Source organism: Bradyrhizobium sp. IC3195 (assembly GCF_020193585.1).
Taxonomy (GTDB): Bacteria; Pseudomonadota; Alphaproteobacteria; order Rhizobiales; family Xanthobacteraceae; genus Bradyrhizobium; species Bradyrhizobium yuanmingense.
The window spans coordinates 114566-131288 of sequence record NZ_JADYVG010000023.1 but is presented as its reverse complement, the minus strand read 5'-3'; the positions used below and the strand labels follow the sequence as shown (position 1 = coordinate 131288).

The following is a 16723-nucleotide window of genomic DNA, read 5'->3' as shown; positions in this document are numbered from 1 at the left end:
CGCCATGAAGCTTGCCCAGCGGCGCATCCCGCACGCCCATATCCTCGCATGGTCGTCTTGGCGTAGGGCCCATCAGGCCAACGCGCGCAAAGCCCATCTCAGGAAAAAATTGCAACTGTAATGCTAGGCTTCGCCGTCGGCGCGAAGAACTTGATACCGCGTTGACCGCGACAGGCCAACGTTTGGATGCCGCAACGCGCGCGCTCTCCGCTGGAGAAGCGCGCCAGGCGGAGACAAATCGCGGCATCGATGTGGCGCGCGGACAAGTTCTGGCTGCCAACAGCGCTTTTGGCGAACAGTGGTCGTCGTTGGACGATCTCTGCACGAAGGCTGGGATCGAGGGGAACATACCTCCCGTTCTCGATGACCAGGCTGCGTTGAAACTGGCGGCCCTCATCTCAGTCGCGATCGCAGAACGATCAGCCATTGCGTCTCCGCTCGCAAGCTCCCGGCGTCTTCGGACAGAGATCGACAGTTTGCAGCGGGAGCATGACGCGCTCGGTGAGGTGATCGAGACGACCGCGCGCTCCATCGACCAAAGACGTCTGATTTCCACGCTGCGCAATTGAAGGCAACTGAGTACACGGTCCAGGCGGCGGGCCTTGCTGAGCGCCTCATTTCAATTAGCCGTGAAATCACGCCGTTTCTTGCTGCCGCTGGTCTGGCCGTCGACTACCTCGATGTCGATCCCGCGGGTGTTGGCGTCACGCTGTCGAGAGTTGCGACGGAGTATGCCGCCCTGCGCGAGCAGGTTGGCCAGCTTGAAATGACGCTCCAGCGCTTGGCGCCCGAGCGTGCGGCGGCGGACGCCTCGCTTCGGCACGCGCAGGCCCACGTAACGGCGGCGGCGCTTCTTCTCGATCAGCGTCGCCTGGCCGAGGGAGAGAAGGCGCGTGCCAGAGCGGAACTCCTCGATGGCGAGGCGACAGCAAGTCACCGGGCTCGGATCGCCGAGGCTTGCCAGACCACTCGTGAAGCTCTTGCTCGCGCGCGCGAGACAAAATCCACTACAGATGCAGCGTTCCAGGCGGCCGGCGCTCGTTGCGACGAGGCCGCCGCCGGATTGGAGACTGCCAAAGGCCGTAACGCTTTAGCCGAAAAGGCATTCAACGCGGCCTGCATGGATATTGCTCGCCCGCCAGATCAGGTTGCGGCGCTGATCGCAACCGACCCAGCATTGAGCGGAGCGTTACGGGTCCGAATTCGAGAGATCGATCGAGGCGTGAACGATGCGGGCACCGCAGTGCTGACGCGTCAGAATGACTTACACCGGGCGTTAGAAGGGTTCGACGAGACCACCGATGTCGAGGAGTTGGCCGCAGTCGTCGCGGCGTTGGGAACCGAAATCGGAGACTTGCAACAACGGACAGGTGCACTTGCCGCTACGCTCGCGCGAGACGACGAGGCGCGCGGCGCCGCTGCAAATCTATCCGCGCAAATCGAAACTGCGAAAGCGGAACTCGTAATCTGGCAAGCAGTCGACGATGCCCATCGGCTCGGCTAGCGGTGATCGTTTCCGTCGCTTTGTGCAGGGCATCACGCTCGACCACATGGTGCAATTGGCGAATGATCATCTCCATGCATTGACACCCCGCTACAGGCTCGCGCGGGGGGCTGCGTCCGATCTCACGCTGCATATTATTGATCGCGACATGGGCGACGAGGTCCGCGGCACCCGAAGCCTGTCAGGCGGTGAACGTTTCCTCGTCTCCCTTGCGCTGGCGTTGGCGCTGTCAGGTCTTGAGGGTCGATCGTCCTTTGTCGACACGCTGTTTATCGATGAAGGCTTTGGCTCGCTCGATGCGGAGACCCTCGACTTAGCAGTAGATGCGCTGGAGACCTTACAGGGTAGAGGTCAGAAGGTTGGCGTCATCACGCACGTCGCTGCCATGATCGAGCGGATTGCCGTGCAGGTGCGCGTGGAAAAGCGCGGTGCAGGTCGATCCGAGATTAGAGTTTCTGGTGGCAAGGGAGCCGCGTGGCCTGCGACGAGTAGCGCACAATAATATCAGGCGAAGCGGCCTCGGAGTGTTCAGGCCGGAAGAGGGGATACATGGAGAAATATCATATCAAGCTGACTGAGAGCGAGGCCGCGACACTCGCGAAGATCGATCTCAGGGAATCTCATTGCAATCATGATGAGGGCCACGCAGCTTATAAAGCCAATGCGCAGCCGATCCTTACCTTGCTCCAATCTCTGAGCGACAGGTCCGCAGTTCCCCAAGAAAGGCTGAATTACTGGAATGACCCCCGATACCATCACGGGAGGATCAAAGCGTCGCGCAAGGGTCTATTCGAGAGAAATGGTTGCAGAGGTACGGACATTTACACGCATCCACATTTTATCCGTTATCTTCGATATTTTCTGTTTGGTGCCGATCTTCCCGACGACGTCATTGCAGCATTTGAGGAAAAAGTCGGTAACCCACAGTGGGTTTCCTCTAGTGATGTCATTCCGATCGGAAAGTTTGCTCGGGATCTCACCCGCCAATATCGTCTGGACAAGACGGATGCACCAGAAGAGTTCTTCAAACTTTGCCTCGACATGGGGCTTAGCTTGACGACAGCCGAGAGCGTCATGCGGGCGGTCAAACAAATTCGATAGAACATGGACAAACTGACGCTGAACTACGTCTGGGGGCAGGAGCGGATACCGGTCGTACTGCGGCGGACGGGAAGAGGGCAGCGCTTGCGCGTTCGACTTCCCTTCGCGGAAACGAATTGCCAGTGGCTTCAGAATGGTAGACGAACGTCGCCTATTTGGATTGCCGGCAAGAAATACTGGGAACTGCCGAAAGCTTGGTTCAACGATTTCGTCGAACGCTCGTTGGCCGAATATGGCAAAGTCTACGTTATTCAGCCCTACCGTGAGCAAGAGAAATGCTCTCCTGCGTGCCAGAATGCGACTGGGCATGAGTGCCAGTGCTCCTGCATGGGCCTCTATCACGGCGCCGGAAATGACGGCAGTTGGTTCGAGGTATCCGATACTTTCGCTGCGCGTTGGGGCGAGCAGGAGCTCGCCTGTCGACTAATGACGGCGAGATAGGATGTCTGCTGGGGGAGGATGCATTTTGACCAAAGGCTCGGCCGATCGGCTGGCGGCAGCGCCATTGTCGTGCTTGTTGGGTTTAGCGAAGCGTAAAGGGGAGCCATAAACGTGCTCTATGCCTGGGTCGGCGACCAGAAGCGCGCCCCCGTCGCGAAGGGTGAACGGACCACGTGTCGCGACTGCGGCGGCTTGCTCACCGCCGTCATGCCCGTCGAGAACACGTCCCACTGGCGGCACAAGGCGGGTGATTGCGATCCCTGGAGCGAGCCGGAGGGAGCCTGGCACCTCGGCTGGAAAGAACTCTTCGATATGTCCTGCCGCGAGATCGCTCTACGCGACCCGACGACAGGAGAGCTGCACCGCGCAGACGTCCTCGTCGGCAGCGGCACCCCGCGCGCGACCGTCCTTGAGCTGCAGCACTCCTCGATCAGCGAGGACGAGCGAAACGCGCGGGAGGCCTTCTATCGGCGCGGAAACCGGATGTTCTGGCTGGTCCACATTCACAGCGAAAGCTCGTTCCTTGGGACGTATTTCAACATGTCGCTCGATTTCGGATCACGGGTCGTAAATCTCGACGGCAAGGAATTCGCGATCATGCGCTGGGTGGGCCCGAACAAGCAGTTCATCGAGAAGTGGAAGCGTGCGGTAGCCCACGTCTCTTCAATGCAGGGCCTTACATCTTCTACCTTGCAGGCCCCGGCGTAGCGTCTCGTCTTGGAGGCCCCTTGAAGCGCGGCGAATTCGCTCTCTGCGCCCTGACCCGCGATGAGTTTCTGCGAGCTGTCCGCTGGGAGGATACTGCTCCTTCTTGACGGCGTGCTCGTATTGAGCGGCGCCACGCCAGATCACTTTGCATGGCTGCCGGTATTCCTGATTAAACACAATGCGAGCGCTCGGGACAAAGCTCGCTGATAGTAGAAGGTGATGTTTTCCAATGAAGATATTTTGGTCATGGCAGAGTGATCGCGATCCGAAGTTGCATCACTACTTTGTGCGCGATGCGCTGAAGGACGCCTGCAAGCTCATCGCCATCGATCCCGACTATGAGGAGGCGGAGCGTCCCGAGGTCGATCACGATACCAAGAATGTCGCTGGAACGCCGGACATCACGAAGACCATCCTGGAGAAGATCGCCGGCGCGAACGTCTTTGTCGCGGACATGACCCCGGTGGGCATGACGGCCCCTGTAGCACTTCAGCCCAACATAGCTGCCGAAAAGCGTTCCGAGCCCAAATACCTCCAGAACCCGAACGTCATGTCCGAACTCGGCTACGCCGAGCATGCGCTCTCACAGGGCCGCATTATTCTCGTAGCGAACGGCGCGCACTATCCCGGTCCCGTGGCGCTTCCCTTTGATTGGCGTCACCGAAGCGGCGCGAAGGTCTACACCCTCAAGGATGGAGCCACGAAGGAGGAGATCAAGGCCGAGCAGAAGCGCTTCGCGGAGGTGCTGAAGAGCTGCATCATGCCCATCCTGGCTGAGCAGGCTCCGGTAAAGGCACCACCACCCCCAATTTCCTGGCAACCGTCGAGCAGTAGCGATCCGACCATTTGGCCGGCGGCTGAGAAGAAGCTCGAATTTCGCAACAATGCAATGGAGGAGCAGCGCCGGAATGTCCGACTGGGAAAAGGGACGCGGATCTTCGCACGCATCGCGCCTAGCGAATGGTCAGCGCCGGCCCGGGTCGAGCTTGAACAGCGCATCTCCGACGTGGGACTGAACATTCGGGGGCGGGACGGTGATTGGGGCCTCAATGGCGATGGCGCGCTGTCAGTCTGGGGGCGGATCGCGGGGAACGCTGACGACACGGACGTCACGAATGCGACGCAATGGTTCCAGTCGAACGGCGAGCTTTGGGGGGTCAACAGCAACTGCTTCGCTGAAAACAGCGGCGGCCTGTGTTTCGCGTCCGCGCTGCCGTTCACACCGCTGGATGAGTTTCTTCGTAAGGGCATTGCCGCCATCAGAGCCATGGGCGGTAAAGGCCGGATCGGGATCAAGCTGGGTGCTGGCGATCTGACCGACACTGTCTTGCCTGGCCAATACCAATCGCAACGCTTCCCGGCTGTCAGCGGGCGTGCGGATGTGGGCGAAGAACTTGAGTCCTGGACGCCGAACGAACGGCGGGCGCTCCTGTTCCGATTCTGGAACACTTTGATGGACGCCTACGGTCGGCCGCCTGCGCGCTCCATTACAGAGTTCGAGCAAGCAGCCGCGATTGCGCCGCTATCGAAATAGGCGTTGGAATGACCCAGCAGAACGAAGAGGCAAAACCAAACGTGCTCGATCCGCGCCAACTGGTGCGTATCGAAGCGGTGCATCGTGGCTTCCTGTATCAGCACCTCTATCTGGCGAACTGCTTGCTGCGCGCCGGATCGGCCGGCGTCGACAAAATCGTCGTCGAAGGAGACGAGGACGTAGAACTGCATCGGGCGGCCGACTGCTTCTATGTGCAGGTGAAGACGCGCCAGGGACTCCTGGAAGCTGGCGACATCAAGGGCTCCTCCCGGGCGCGTCGGGCATGGAGACGCTTGGCCGTTGAACATCAAGCTCGGTCAGGACGCGCTGAGTGTCGATGTCGTGATCGACAATGCCCATCGCCTGACGCCGGCGGACCTGAAACCGATTGTCGACCAGGCGCAGAACGTCCGCTTTCTTCTGCTGTGCCAGCCGGGCATCGTGACACAGGAGATCGCGGCACTCCTCGGCGTCGAGCATGAAACGCTGGGTGGTTGGGACGAGGACACCATTGCGGCGGTGGTCGCCGAGGTCGGCTGCGTGGCCGACTACGCGGATTGCGAGCGTCTGTCGCGTCTCACCGGCGGGCTGCCCTACTATGTATTGAATGCGGGGACATGCTTGCCGAGGTTGAGGAGCGCCTTCCAAAAAGCGACCAGCACCATCGCATCTTTCGCTACAACCGAGCACTGGCGATGTTCAAGCTCGGGGCCTACGACCTCACGCTCCAGGAAACGGAACGGCTCGGTGAAGAGTATTATGACCTCCTTGGCCTATCGCCAGAGCAGGTCATTGGCAGAAACCCGCCAGCCATCCGCCCGCTGCTGCCCAAGGGGCGGCGCCGCCTCATTACACGCCTTCGCCGGTCCGGCCCGCCGCCGCAGAGAAAGGTTGTTATTCCTCCGGCAATGCAGAAGCTTCTTGCGGCGCGCAACGGGCCAGCGGCGCCACCCCAGCAGCGTCGAACCAAGGTCGGCCGAAACGAGCGGTGCCCGTGCCAGTCAGGCCGGAAATACAAGCATTGTCACGGCCGATGATCGACAACGGCACCCGCCCATCGTCAACTATTGGCATCCCTCGCAACGTCCGGGACGCGTCGCCGCCCTGCTATTCGTTGCGCAGCCGATCTCCCTCATACTTGGCGCACCGCTCTCCGGTTGGATTATGGATGTCTTCTCGCAGGCTGAGGAAATGCACGGCTGGCAATGGATGTTCATCATCGAGGCTCTTCCGGCTGCAATCCTCGACTTCGTCATTCTGTCCTTTCTCAGCAATGGAATCGACGATGCGAAGTGGCTTTCCGAAAGTGAAAAGCAACCGCTGGCGGCTTGAGTGGCGAGGTACTAGCAACTTTCAGCCGGTGGACCTTCTCGCAGACCGACCCAGCCATAATTTCTGATGGCGCCGCCGCACGATCTTCGATGGTCGGTTACGCAGCTCGGGAAATCCAGCGCTCCTCTTGGGTTCGTTCTCCGTCACGGGATCCGCAATCGCAATAAAATCCCCAGACTAAATCCCAGACTAAATGGAAATTCTAGTCCGGGGTTGCTCCAGGCCAATCTCGAAACCTGTGTTATTTTAAGGAGTTAGCTGGCGCGCCCGGAACGATTCGAACGTCCGACCCTCAGATTCGTAGTCTGATGCTCTATCCAGCTGAGCTACGGGCGCGTGTTTCGCAAACAGCGCGGGCGGGGCCCGCAAGCAGCCCCCGGCAGAGCCGGAGGGGGTGCGAAAGAGCGCTCTGACTAACCGCTCTTGTCCCGATTGGCAAGGTCCGGCTCGCCGGTATTTTGGGGCATTTCCGCACTTCTCTTCGTCATTCCGGGGCGCGACGAAGTCGCGAGCCCGGAATCCATAACCACCAGCCGGGGTTATGGATTCCGGGCCCGACCCTTCGGGTCGTCCCGGAATGACGGAAGGAATGGCGATGGCCCAGCTCGTTTCAGTCGGCCGCTGGCCTAGCCTTAAGCCCTCTGGCGCTCGTTGCGGATGGAGAGCAGTTCCACGGGACGGTCGGGGATGACGATGCGGAACGTGGCGCCGATGGTGCCCTCGACCAGGTGGATCTCGCCGCCATGGGCGCGGACCAGCTCGGCGGCGATGGCGAGGCCAAGGCCGCTGCCGCCGGGGCGGCCCGAGGTCTGGAAGGCCTCGAACAGGCGCTCCCGGGTCTTCGGGGGAACGCCGGGGCCGGTGTCGGAGACCTCGAGAATGGCGACGGCGCCTTCGCGCTTTCCGGTGATCCGGATCTGCTGCACGCGCCCCTCACCCGCCGCATGGCTTTCGAGCGCCTGGGCGGCGTTGCGGACGAGGTTGAGCAAGACCCGGAACAGCTGGTCGGGATCGGCGTCGACCGCGAGCCCGCGCTCGATCGCGGCGACCCAGGCGATCGAGGCGTCGTTGGCGAGCCCCGCGGTCTCCCGCACCTCCATCACAACAGGCTCGATCAGGATCATGCGGCGGTCGGGTGCGGCCTCCTGGGCGCGGCCGTAGGACAATGTCGACTGGCAGAAGGCGATGGCGCGCTCGAGCGAGCGCACGAGCTTGGGCGCAAAGCGCTGCACGCGCGGATCCGGCACGCTGGCGAGCTGATCCGACAGCAGCTGGGCCGAGGCGAGCAGATTGCGCAGATCGTGGTTGATCTTGGAGACCGCGAGGCCGAGGGCAGCGAGCCGGCTCTTCTGATTCAGCATCGACATCAGGTCGCGCTGCATGTCGGACAATTCGCGCTCGGCGACCCCGATCTCGTCGCTGCGCTGGCTCGGCACGATGATGCCGGCCGAGCTCTCGGGATTCTCGTGGAAGCCGACCAGGCTCGCGGTCAGCCGCCGCATCGGGCGCACGAAGAGATAATGAAGCGCGAGATAGACGAGGCCCGCGGTCAGCACCGCGATGATCAACGCGACCACGACGAGGTTGCGGGAGAAGCGGTACATCTGCTTCCGCAGCGGCAGCTCATCGGTGACGATCTCGATGAACTGTGCATTGCCGACCCCGGGGCCGACGATGCGGATGGCCTGGTTGCCGGTCTCCAGCATCATCCGGAACGAGCCGGTGATCGCCTCCCAGGCCGTCATGTCGCGCAGGTCGATGTCGTGCTCGATGGCGGCGGGAATGTTGTCGCTGGCGAGCAGCCGGCGCTGCTGGCCCATCTTGATGGCGACGGCGCGGGCATTGATGCTCTTCAGGATCTGCCGCGACAGCGAATCGGGGACCATGCCGAGCGGCGCCGCATCCAGCACCAGCGCCGCGGTGTTGGCCGCCGCGACGCGATCATTCAGCCGGTTGACCCAGAAATTCGCGATGGCTGGCACGTAGAGCAGCACCGCGGCGATCATCACCAAGGGAATGGTGAGCAGCAGCAGCTTGCCGGACAACCCGAGCCCGCGCGAGCCGCGGGGCCGCGTCGCCGGCTGGTCTGGCTGATCCAGATCCTGGATCGGCTGGCGATCTGTGGCTGGCACGAAACTCGCCCCTGTTGGCCTTGGCTGATGGAGGATGCGACCCGACCGATGTCCGGTCAAATTACGGATCGCTAATCTGCCGAGGTGTGATGTAAGCGCTGATAGCGCGAGTCGCCACCTCAAGGGTTAAAAACGCCGCGCAAACAGCGATATTCACCACAATCGCGCGCTTGTGCGGCGTTGACGAAGACAAGGCGCTCCCTTATAAGCCGCGCGAATTGTCCGCGATGACCCGGTGCGACACCGGGAGCGGCTCTCTTGGGGCCGAAAAAGGGCCCGTTTTGGGCCGCATCTTCCGGACTTTACCATCAATTCTACAGGCAAATTGCCCGGTCAGCGGAGAAAAACCCGTGAAGCGGACTTATCAACCCAGCAAACTGGTGCGCAAGCGCCGTCACGGCTTCCGCGCCCGTCTCGCCACTGCCGGCGGCCGCAAGGTTCTCGCCGCCCGCCGCGCCCGCGGCCGCAAGCGTCTGAGCGCCTGAGCCGGACCCCCTTTTTGGGATTTCATCATGGATCGGCTGAGGCAGCGGGCGGATTTCCTCGCCGTTGCCAATGGCGCGCGGGTGAATAGTCCCGCGTTCGTCCTGCAAAGCCGCCGCCGCGATGATTCCGGCCCTGTCAGGATCGGCTTCACCGTCACCAAGAAGAACGGCAACGCCCCCGAGCGCAATCGCATCCGGCGCCGGTTGCGCGAACTGGTGAAGCGGCTCGATCCGACATCGATGCAGCCCCACCATGATTATGTCCTGGTCGGACGAAAGGACGCGCTCTCGCGCGACTTCGCCACCATGCTCGACGATCTGCGCATAGCGTTCACGAAGCCCGCGCGGCATACGGCCAAAGCGCGCGGCCACAGGCCGGGTCACGCCGCAGCGACCAGCCGCAAACCGGATTGATGACGAGACAATCGAGATGACCGACAATCGCAACACCATCCTCGCCGTCATTCTGTCCGGCCTGGTGCTGATCGCCTGGCAGTACTTCTACAACGTGCCGCAGATGGAGAAGCAGCGCGCCCAGCAGCAGGCGCAGTCCGAGCTCCAGAAGGGCAGCACGCCGCAGCCGGGCGCGTCCCCGACGCCGGGCAGCGCGCCGCAGCCCGGCGCGGCCCAGCCGTCGACGCCGGCCGCGAGCCCGCCCCAAGCGGTCGTTTCGCGCGAGACTGCCATTGCAGCGAGCCCGCGCGTCAAGATCGAGACGCCGCGGATCGCCGGCAGCATCTCGCTGAAGGGCGGCCGCATCGACGACATCGCGCTGGTGCAATATCGCGAGACGGTCGATCCGAAATCGCCGCCGATCGTCCTCTATTCGCCGTCGGGCACGGCGGAGCCCTATTACGCCGAGTTCGGCTGGGTTGCAGCGACGGGCGTGACGGCAAAGATGCCGGATGCCCAGACCGTCTGGCAGCAGGAGGGCAGCGGCAGCCTGACGCCGTCGACGCCCGTGGTGCTGAAATGGGACAATGGCGACGGCCTGACTTTCCGCCGCACCATCGCCGTCGACGACCATTATCTCTTCACCATCAAGGACGAGGTGAGCAATGTCGGCAACGCGCCCGTCACGCTCTATCCGTTCGCGCTGATCTCGCGCCACGGCGCGCCGCATGTCTCCGGCTACTATATCCTGCATGAGGGCCTGATCGGCTATCTCGGCGAACACAGGCTGCAGGAATATGCCTACAGCAAGATCGACGAAGCCAAGCAGGTGAACTTCAAGGCCACCAATGGCTGGCTCGGCATCACCGACAAATACTGGGCCTCCGCGCTGCTGCCGGATACCAACGCCCAGCTCCAGGCGCGCTTCTCGTCCAACCCGGTCGGCAAGGTCCATACCTACCAGACAGACTATCTGCTCGACCCCGTCACAGTCGCGATCGGCGGCACCGCGACGGCCAACGCGCGGCTGTTCGCAGGCGCCAAGGAAGCCGGCGTGGTCGGCATCAACTTCCCGCTCGCGGGCCTCGGCGGCTACAACAAGGCGCTCGGCCTCAACCAGTTCGACCTGCTGATCGACTGGGGCTGGTTCTATTTCCTCACCAAGCCGATGTTCCTCGGCCTCGACTTCTTCTTCCGCTTCTTCGGCAATTTCGGCGTCTCGATCTTGCTCGTCACGGTGATCGTGAAGCTGTTGTTCTTCCCGCTGGCGAACAAGTCCTACGCCTCGATGGCGAAGATGAAGTCGATCCAGCCGCAGCTGCTGGCACTGAAGGAGCGCTATCCCGACGACAAGGTGAAGCAGCAGCAGGAGATGATGGAGATCTACCGCAAGGAGAAGATCAATCCGGTCGCCGGCTGTCTGCCCGTGCTGATCCAGATTCCGGTGTTCTTCGCGCTCTACAAGGTGCTGTTCGTCACCATCGAGATGCGGCACGCGCCGTTCTTCGGCTGGATCAAGGACCTCTCCGCGCCGGACCCGACCAATCTCTTCAACCTGTTCGGGCTGCTCCCGTTCGATCCGACCACGATTCCGGTGTTCGGCTATTACCTCGCGCTCGGCATCTGGCCGATCATCATGGGCATCACGATGTGGATCCAGATGAAGCTGAATCCGACGCCGCCGGATCCGACCCAGCAGATCATCTTCAACTGGATGCCGCTGATCTTCACCTTCATGCTGGCGGGATTCCCGGCGGGCCTCGTGATCTACTGGGCCTGGAACAACCTGCTCTCGGTGGTCCAGCAGGGCTACATCATGCGCCGCAACGGCGTGAAGGTGGAATTACTCGACAATCTCAAGGCAACGTTCGCGAGGAAGGCGACGTAAGCGTCGTCATTGCGAGGAGCCCTTGCGACGAAGCAATCCAGAGTGCCTCGGCGGATACATTTCTGGATTGCTTCGCTTCGCTCGCAATGACGCAAGGAAACAGCGAGGCTTCGCATGACCGACGACAAAGATGCGAAGCTGATCGAGGCCGGGCGAAAACTGTTCGCTCGTGACTGGCAGTTCATCTGGGCCTCGCCTTCGATCGAAACGCTGCCGCCGATGGCGGGGCTGGAGATCGCCTTTGCCGGGCGCTCCAATGTCGGCAAGTCGAGCCTGATCAACGCGCTCACGGGGCGCAACGCGCTGGCGCGCACCTCGCATACGCCGGGCCGCACCCAGGAGCTGATCTTCTTCGAGGTCCCCGGCAAGAACGACCTGCGCCTCGTCGACATGCCCGGCTACGGCTATGCCAAGGCGCCGAAGAGCCAGGTCGCGTCCTGGACCGAGCTGATCCACAAATTCCTGCTGGGACGCGCCAGTCTCGCGCGCGTCTACGTGCTGATCGATGCGCGGCACGGGATCAAGGATGTCGATCTCGAGGTGCTGAAGACGCTCGACCGCTCCGCCGTCAGCTACCAGATCGTGCTGACCAAGGCCGACCAGGTGAAAGTCGCCGAGCTGCAAGCACGCATCGCCGAGACCGAGGCCGTGCTCGCCAAGCATCCGGCCGCGTTCCCGACCGTGCTCGCGACCTCGTCGCGCAGCGCGACCGGCATGGCCGAGCTTCGCGCCGCGATGGCGAAGCTCCTGGAAGAGCGGGCCTCGTGATGGCAGCGCACCGCCTGCTGATCGGGCTTGCCGGCTTGATGGGCGCCGCCGGCGTCGCGCTGGCCGCCGCGTCCGCCCATGGTGCCTACGCGAGCCGTCTTGCCTCCGCCAGCGCCATGCTGCTGTTTCATGCAAGTGCCATACTTGCGACCATCGCCTTGCTCACGCGCGGCCTTCTGCACGGCGGAATTGGAATCGTGGCGACGTTCGGCTTCGCGATCGGTGCCGCGCTGTTCGCAGGCGACCTCACCTTGCGGCAGTATGCCGGGCACGCGCTGTTTCCGATGGCGGCGCCGACGGGCGGGATGGTGATGATTGCGAGCTGGCTGGCGGTAAGCGTGGCGGCGGTGGTGGCGAAGCGCTGAATCCGTAGCCCGGATGGAGCGAAGCGCAATCCGGGGCCGGTGTCTGCGGCGACGAATCCCGGATTACGCTGCGCTCCATCCGGGCTACATAGCTGCCACACCTTTGCGCTGTCCCCGCCAATCGGATAGAACGCGCACCATTCGACCCGCCAGCGAGACCCGCGACATGACCGACATCTCTCCGCTCGACCAGGCCCGCATCCTGTCCGAAGCGCTGCCGCACATGCAGCAATATGACGAGGAAACCATCGTCATCAAATATGGCGGCCATGCCATGGGCGACGAGGAGACCGCGAAGAACTTTGCCCGCGACATCGTGCTCTTGGAGCAGACCGCGATCAATCCGGTGGTGGTGCATGGCGGCGGGCCGCAGATCGCGACCATGCTCAAGCGTCTTGGGATCGTCTCGGAATTCGCCGCGGGCCTGCGCATCACCGATGCCGCGACCATCGAGATCGTCGAGATGGTGCTCGCCGGCTCCGTCAACAAGCAGATCGTCGGCTACATCAACGAGGCCGGCGGCAAGGCGGTGGGCCTGTCGGGCAAGGACGGCAACATGGTGAAGGCGACCAAGACGACGCGCACCATCGTCGATCCCGACTCGAACATCGAGAAGGCGATCGATCTCGGCTTCGTCGGCGACCCCGAGAAGGTCGACCTCACTTTGCTCAACCAGCTGATCGGCTACGAGCTGATCCCGGTGCTGGCGCCGCTCGCAACCTCGAAAGAGGGCCAGACGCTGAACATCAACGCCGACACCTTTGCAGGGGCCGTCGCCGGCGCGCTGAAAGCCAAGCGCCTGCTGCTGCTCACCGACGTGCCCGGCGTGCTCGACAAGTCGAAGAAGCTGATCCCGCAATTGTCGGTGAAGGACGCGCGAAAACTGATCGCCGACGGAACCATCTCCGGCGGCATGATCCCGAAGGTCGAGACCTGCATCTACGCGCTGGAGCAGGGCGTCGAGGGCGTCGTCATCATCGACGGCAAGATGCAGCACGCGGTGCTGCTCGAGCTCTTCACCAACCAGGGCACGGGCACGCTGATCCACAAGTGATGCGGGAACGCGAGCAGCGGAAGAAGGTCGTCATGCCCGGGCTTGTCCCGGGCATCCACGACCTTTCTTCTCGCGGCAAAGACGTGGATGGCCGGGTCAAGCCCGGCCATGACGATTTGAGAGAGCGTCATCCACGCCGCTCCCCCCTCACCCGCTTCCTGATGACGCTGCCTGCCGCAACTGTCTCCTTCTTCTTCTCCTCGGCGCCGGCGATCGCCGACCTCAAGATCTGCAACCGCATGTCCTATGTGGTCGAGGCCGCGATCGGCATCGACGACAAGGCGGCCACCGCGACGCGCGGCTGGTTCAGGATCGATCCCGCCGCCTGCCGCGTGGTGGTGCAGGGCACGCTGACCGCCGACCGCATCCTGCTCAACGCGCGCGCGCTCGGCGTCTACGGCGCGTCCCCGATCCCGCAAAGCGGCAACGACATGCTGTGCGTCGCGCAGGACAATTTCGTCATCGCGGCGGCGCGGCAGTGCCGCAGCGGCCAGACGCAGGTTCCCTTCACGCAGGTGACGCCGACGCAAAGCCCGGACGGCAACCTCGTCGCTTATCTCGCTGAGGATTCCGAATATGACGACGAGCAGGCGCGCCTCGCCGGCATCCAGCGGCTCCTGGTGATCGCAGGCTACGACGCCGCGCCGATCGATGGCGTCGACGGGCCAAAGACGCAGAGCGCGCTGGCCGCATTCCTGAAGAGCCGGGGCTTGTCGTCCGACATCGTGGGCTCGCAGAACTTCTTCAAGACCATGGTCGATGCCGTGCAGACGCCGTCCGCGACCGGCCTCACCTGGTGCAACGACACGCCGCACAAGGTGATGGCGGCGATCGCGACCGACGACGGCAAGGCCGTGACCAGCCGCGGCTGGTATCGCATCGATCCCAAGACCTGCCTGCACCCCGATGTATCAGGCCAGCCGAAGCAGATCTTCAGCTTCGCGGAAGCGGTCGACGCCGACAACCGAATCGTCAAGCTGAAGGACAAGCCGCTGAACTGGGGCGGCGACAGGCAGCTCTGCACACGCGAGACCAAGTTCGAGACCAGCGAGCAGACCGATTGCGGCGCGCGCGGCTTTGCGCCAACGGGCTTCGGCGCGGTAGACATGTCGAGCGGCGGCAAGACGCTGCGCTTTGCCGTGCCGTAAGCGAGAGACTTGCGATGAAAATTCCCCGCAACTTCAACCATGTCGACACCTGGGTGTTCGACCTCGACAACACGCTCTATCCGCATCACGTCAATCTGTGGCAGCAGGTCGATGCGCGGATCGGGGAGTTCGTCTGCAACTGGCTGAATGTCGGCCCGGAGGAAGCGCGGGCGATCCAGAAAGACTATTATCGCCGCTTCGGCACCACGATGCGCGGCATGATGACCCTGCACGGCGTCTCCGCCGACGACTACCTCGCCTATGTCCACAAGATCGACCACTCTCCGCTGGAGCCGAATCCGGCGCTTGGCGCGGCCATCGCAAAGCTGCCGGGCCGCAAGCTGATCCTCACCAACGGCTCGGTCGACCATGTCGATGCCGTGCTGGCGCGGCTCGGCTTCGCCGGCCATTTCGACGGCGTGTTCGACATCATCGCCGCCGAGTTCGAACCGAAGCCGGCGGAGCAGACCTACCGCAAGTTCCTCGGCCAGCATGCGGTCGATCCGACCCGCGCCGCCATGTTCGAGGACCTCGCCCGCAACCTCACCGTCCCCTACCGGCTCGGCATGACCACCGTGTTGGTGGTGCCCGACGGCACCAAGGAGGTGGTGCGCGAGGACTGGGAGCTGGAAGGCCGCGACGCCGCCCATGTCGACCACGTCACGGATGATCTGGCGGGGTTTTTGGCAAAGTTGTCGGGGTGATTTCGTAGCCTGGATGGAGCGCAGCGTAATCCGGGGCTGGCGTAGCTGCGGAGAGACTGTCCCGGATTGCGCTTCGCTCCATCCGGGCTACGGGTCTTCCCGGGTGGTGATCCAGAACGCAGCCTTGACTCCGCTCCGCCAAATCCCGAAAAAGCGCTCCAATTCTCGCGAAACCACGCGCTTCCCAGAGGAAATCACGATGTCCCTTGCAGCCCTCGAATCCACCATCAACAGCGCCTTCGAGGCGCGTGACGGCATCTCGACCACGACCAAGGGCGAGGTGCGCGAGGCCGTCGACCAGTCGCTGGAGATCCTGGACAAGGGCGAGGCGCGCGTTGCCGAGCGCGGCAGCGACGGCAAGTGGAAGGTCAATCAATGGCTGAAGAAGGCCGTGCTGCTGTCGTTCCGCCTCAACGACATGGACGTCATTGGCGGCGGCCCCGGCAAGGCAAGCTGGTGGGACAAGGTGCCCTCGAAATTCGAAGGCTGGGGCCCAAACCGCTTTCGCGATGCCGGTTTTCGCGCGGTGCCGGGTGCGGTGGTGCGCCGCTCGGCCTTCATCGCCAAGAACGTCGTCTTGATGCCGTCCTTCGTCAATCTCGGCGCCTATGTCGATGAGAGCACGATGGTCGACACCTGGGCCACCGTCGGCTCCTGCGCACAGATCGGCAAGCGCGTGCACATCTCGGGCGGCGCCGGCATCGGCGGCGTGCTCGAGCCGCTGCAGGCCGAGCCGGTCATCATCGAGGACGATTGCTTCATCGGCGCGCGCTCGGAAGTCGCCGAAGGCGTGATCGTGCGCAAGGGCGCGGTGCTGGCGATGGGCGTGTTCCTGGGAGCCTCGACCAAAATTGTCGACCGTGAGACCGGCGAGGTCTTCATGGGCGAAGTGCCGGAATATTCCGTCGTGGTGCCCGGCGCGCTGCCCGGCAAGCCGATGAAGAACGGCCAGATCGGCCCGAGCACCGCTTGCGCCGTGATCGTCAAGCGCGTCGACGAGCGCACGCGGTCGAAGACCAGCATCAACGAGCTGCTGCGGGATTGATGCAAGGCGAGTAGCGAATGGCCAGTGGCGAATAGGGCGCCAATCCTACTTGCCATTCACCATTCACCATTCGCTGCTAGGATCGAACCCACCCTCCCTCCATCGCGACCAATTTCCGGGC

18 protein-coding genes and 1 tRNA gene are annotated in these 16723 nt (G+C 62.9%); 17 read left to right on the top strand and 2 right to left on the bottom strand.

Going from position 1 to position 16723, the window contains the following annotated elements; genetic code table 11:
• Positions 1-161 precede the first annotated feature (161 nt).
• The 8 genes from I6F09_RS31260 to I6F09_RS37460 all read left to right on the top strand — a co-directional run bounded on the left by I6F09_RS31260 (position 162) and on the right by I6F09_RS37460 (position 6620).
• Positions 162-569, top strand: a complete 408-nt coding sequence (locus I6F09_RS31260) for a hypothetical protein (RefSeq protein ID WP_225140928.1) — start codon at positions 162-164, stop codon at positions 567-569.
• Positions 566-1504 (top strand): hypothetical protein, encoded by a 939-nt coding sequence (locus tag I6F09_RS31255; RefSeq protein ID WP_225145584.1) that lies wholly within the window; start codon positions 566-568, stop codon positions 1502-1504. The genes I6F09_RS31260 and I6F09_RS31255 overlap by 4 nt, the downstream gene beginning before the upstream one ends.
• Positions 1485-2006 (top strand): SbcC/MukB-like Walker B domain-containing protein, encoded by a 522-nt coding sequence (locus I6F09_RS31250; RefSeq protein WP_225140934.1) that lies wholly within the window; start codon positions 1485-1487, stop codon positions 2004-2006. The genes I6F09_RS31255 and I6F09_RS31250 overlap by 20 nt, the downstream gene beginning before the upstream one ends.
• Positions 2007-2053: 47 nt before the next feature.
• On the top strand, positions 2054-2605 hold the full coding sequence (locus I6F09_RS31245) for a hypothetical protein (RefSeq protein ID WP_225140936.1): 552 nt from the start codon (positions 2054-2056) through the stop codon (positions 2603-2605).
• Positions 2606-2608: 3 nt separating this feature from the next.
• Complete coding sequence (locus tag I6F09_RS31240; protein WP_225140938.1) at positions 2609-3046, top strand: hypothetical protein; 438 nt, start codon at positions 2609-2611, stop codon at positions 3044-3046.
• Positions 3047-3157: 111 nt separating this feature from the next.
• Positions 3158-3754, top strand: a complete 597-nt coding sequence (locus I6F09_RS31235; protein ID WP_225140939.1) for a hypothetical protein — start codon at positions 3158-3160, stop codon at positions 3752-3754.
• A 229-nt stretch (positions 3755-3983) separates the two neighbouring features.
• Complete coding sequence (locus tag I6F09_RS31230) at positions 3984-5288, top strand: hypothetical protein (protein WP_225140941.1); 1305 nt, start codon at positions 3984-3986, stop codon at positions 5286-5288.
• A 300-nt stretch (positions 5289-5588) separates the two neighbouring features.
• A complete protein-coding gene (locus tag I6F09_RS37460) occupies positions 5589-6620 on the top strand; it encodes a hypothetical protein (RefSeq protein ID WP_249782014.1) in 1032 nt (343 codons plus the stop codon).
• Between the two features lie 259 nt (positions 6621-6879).
• Here I6F09_RS37460 and I6F09_RS31210 read toward each other — a convergent pair.
• Positions 6880-6956: transfer RNA gene (locus tag I6F09_RS31210), tRNA-Arg, on the bottom strand.
• Positions 6957-7252: 296 nt separating this feature from the next.
• Complete coding sequence (locus I6F09_RS31205) at positions 7253-8752, bottom strand: HAMP domain-containing sensor histidine kinase (RefSeq protein ID WP_036014057.1); 1500 nt, start codon at positions 8750-8752, stop codon at positions 7253-7255.
• Between the two features lie 350 nt (positions 8753-9102).
• Between I6F09_RS31205 and rpmH the strand changes: the two genes are divergently transcribed.
• From rpmH to dapD, 9 genes are all read left to right on the top strand, one after another.
• Positions 9103-9237, top strand: coding sequence for a 50S ribosomal protein L34 (gene rpmH, locus I6F09_RS31200; protein ID WP_008542748.1), 135 nt, complete (start codon positions 9103-9105; stop codon positions 9235-9237).
• A 27-nt stretch (positions 9238-9264) separates the two neighbouring features.
• Positions 9265-9651 carry a ribonuclease P protein component gene (gene rnpA / locus I6F09_RS31195; RefSeq protein ID WP_109145452.1) on the top strand — a complete coding sequence of 129 codons (387 nt, stop codon included), beginning with the start codon at positions 9265-9267 and terminating at the stop codon, positions 9649-9651.
• A 16-nt stretch (positions 9652-9667) separates the two neighbouring features.
• Positions 9668-11518, top strand: a complete 1851-nt coding sequence (yidC, locus tag I6F09_RS31190; protein ID WP_036014059.1) for a membrane protein insertase YidC — start codon at positions 9668-9670, stop codon at positions 11516-11518.
• A gap of 114 nt (positions 11519-11632) precedes the next feature.
• Entirely contained in the window at positions 11633-12286 is a 654-nt protein-coding gene (yihA, locus tag I6F09_RS31185; protein WP_036026511.1) for a ribosome biogenesis GTP-binding protein YihA/YsxC, read from the top strand.
• A complete protein-coding gene (locus I6F09_RS31180; RefSeq protein WP_225189783.1) occupies positions 12286-12651 on the top strand; it encodes a DUF423 domain-containing protein in 366 nt (121 codons plus the stop codon). The genes yihA and I6F09_RS31180 overlap by 1 nt, the downstream gene beginning before the upstream one ends.
• A gap of 166 nt (positions 12652-12817) precedes the next feature.
• Positions 12818-13705, top strand: coding sequence for an acetylglutamate kinase (gene argB, locus I6F09_RS31175; RefSeq protein ID WP_036014067.1), 888 nt, complete (start codon positions 12818-12820; stop codon positions 13703-13705).
• Positions 13706-13866: 161 nt separating this feature from the next.
• Positions 13867-14853, top strand: coding sequence for a DUF1036 domain-containing protein (locus I6F09_RS31170; protein ID WP_036026517.1), 987 nt, complete (start codon positions 13867-13869; stop codon positions 14851-14853).
• Positions 14854-14867: 14 nt separating this feature from the next.
• Positions 14868-15557 carry a pyrimidine 5'-nucleotidase gene (locus tag I6F09_RS31165; RefSeq protein ID WP_225189781.1) on the top strand — a complete coding sequence of 230 codons (690 nt, stop codon included), beginning with the start codon at positions 14868-14870 and terminating at the stop codon, positions 15555-15557.
• A 199-nt stretch (positions 15558-15756) separates the two neighbouring features.
• Positions 15757-16602, top strand: coding sequence for a 2,3,4,5-tetrahydropyridine-2,6-dicarboxylate N-succinyltransferase (dapD, locus tag I6F09_RS31160; RefSeq protein WP_057027810.1), 846 nt, complete (start codon positions 15757-15759; stop codon positions 16600-16602).
• Positions 16603-16723: the final 121 nt, after the last annotated feature.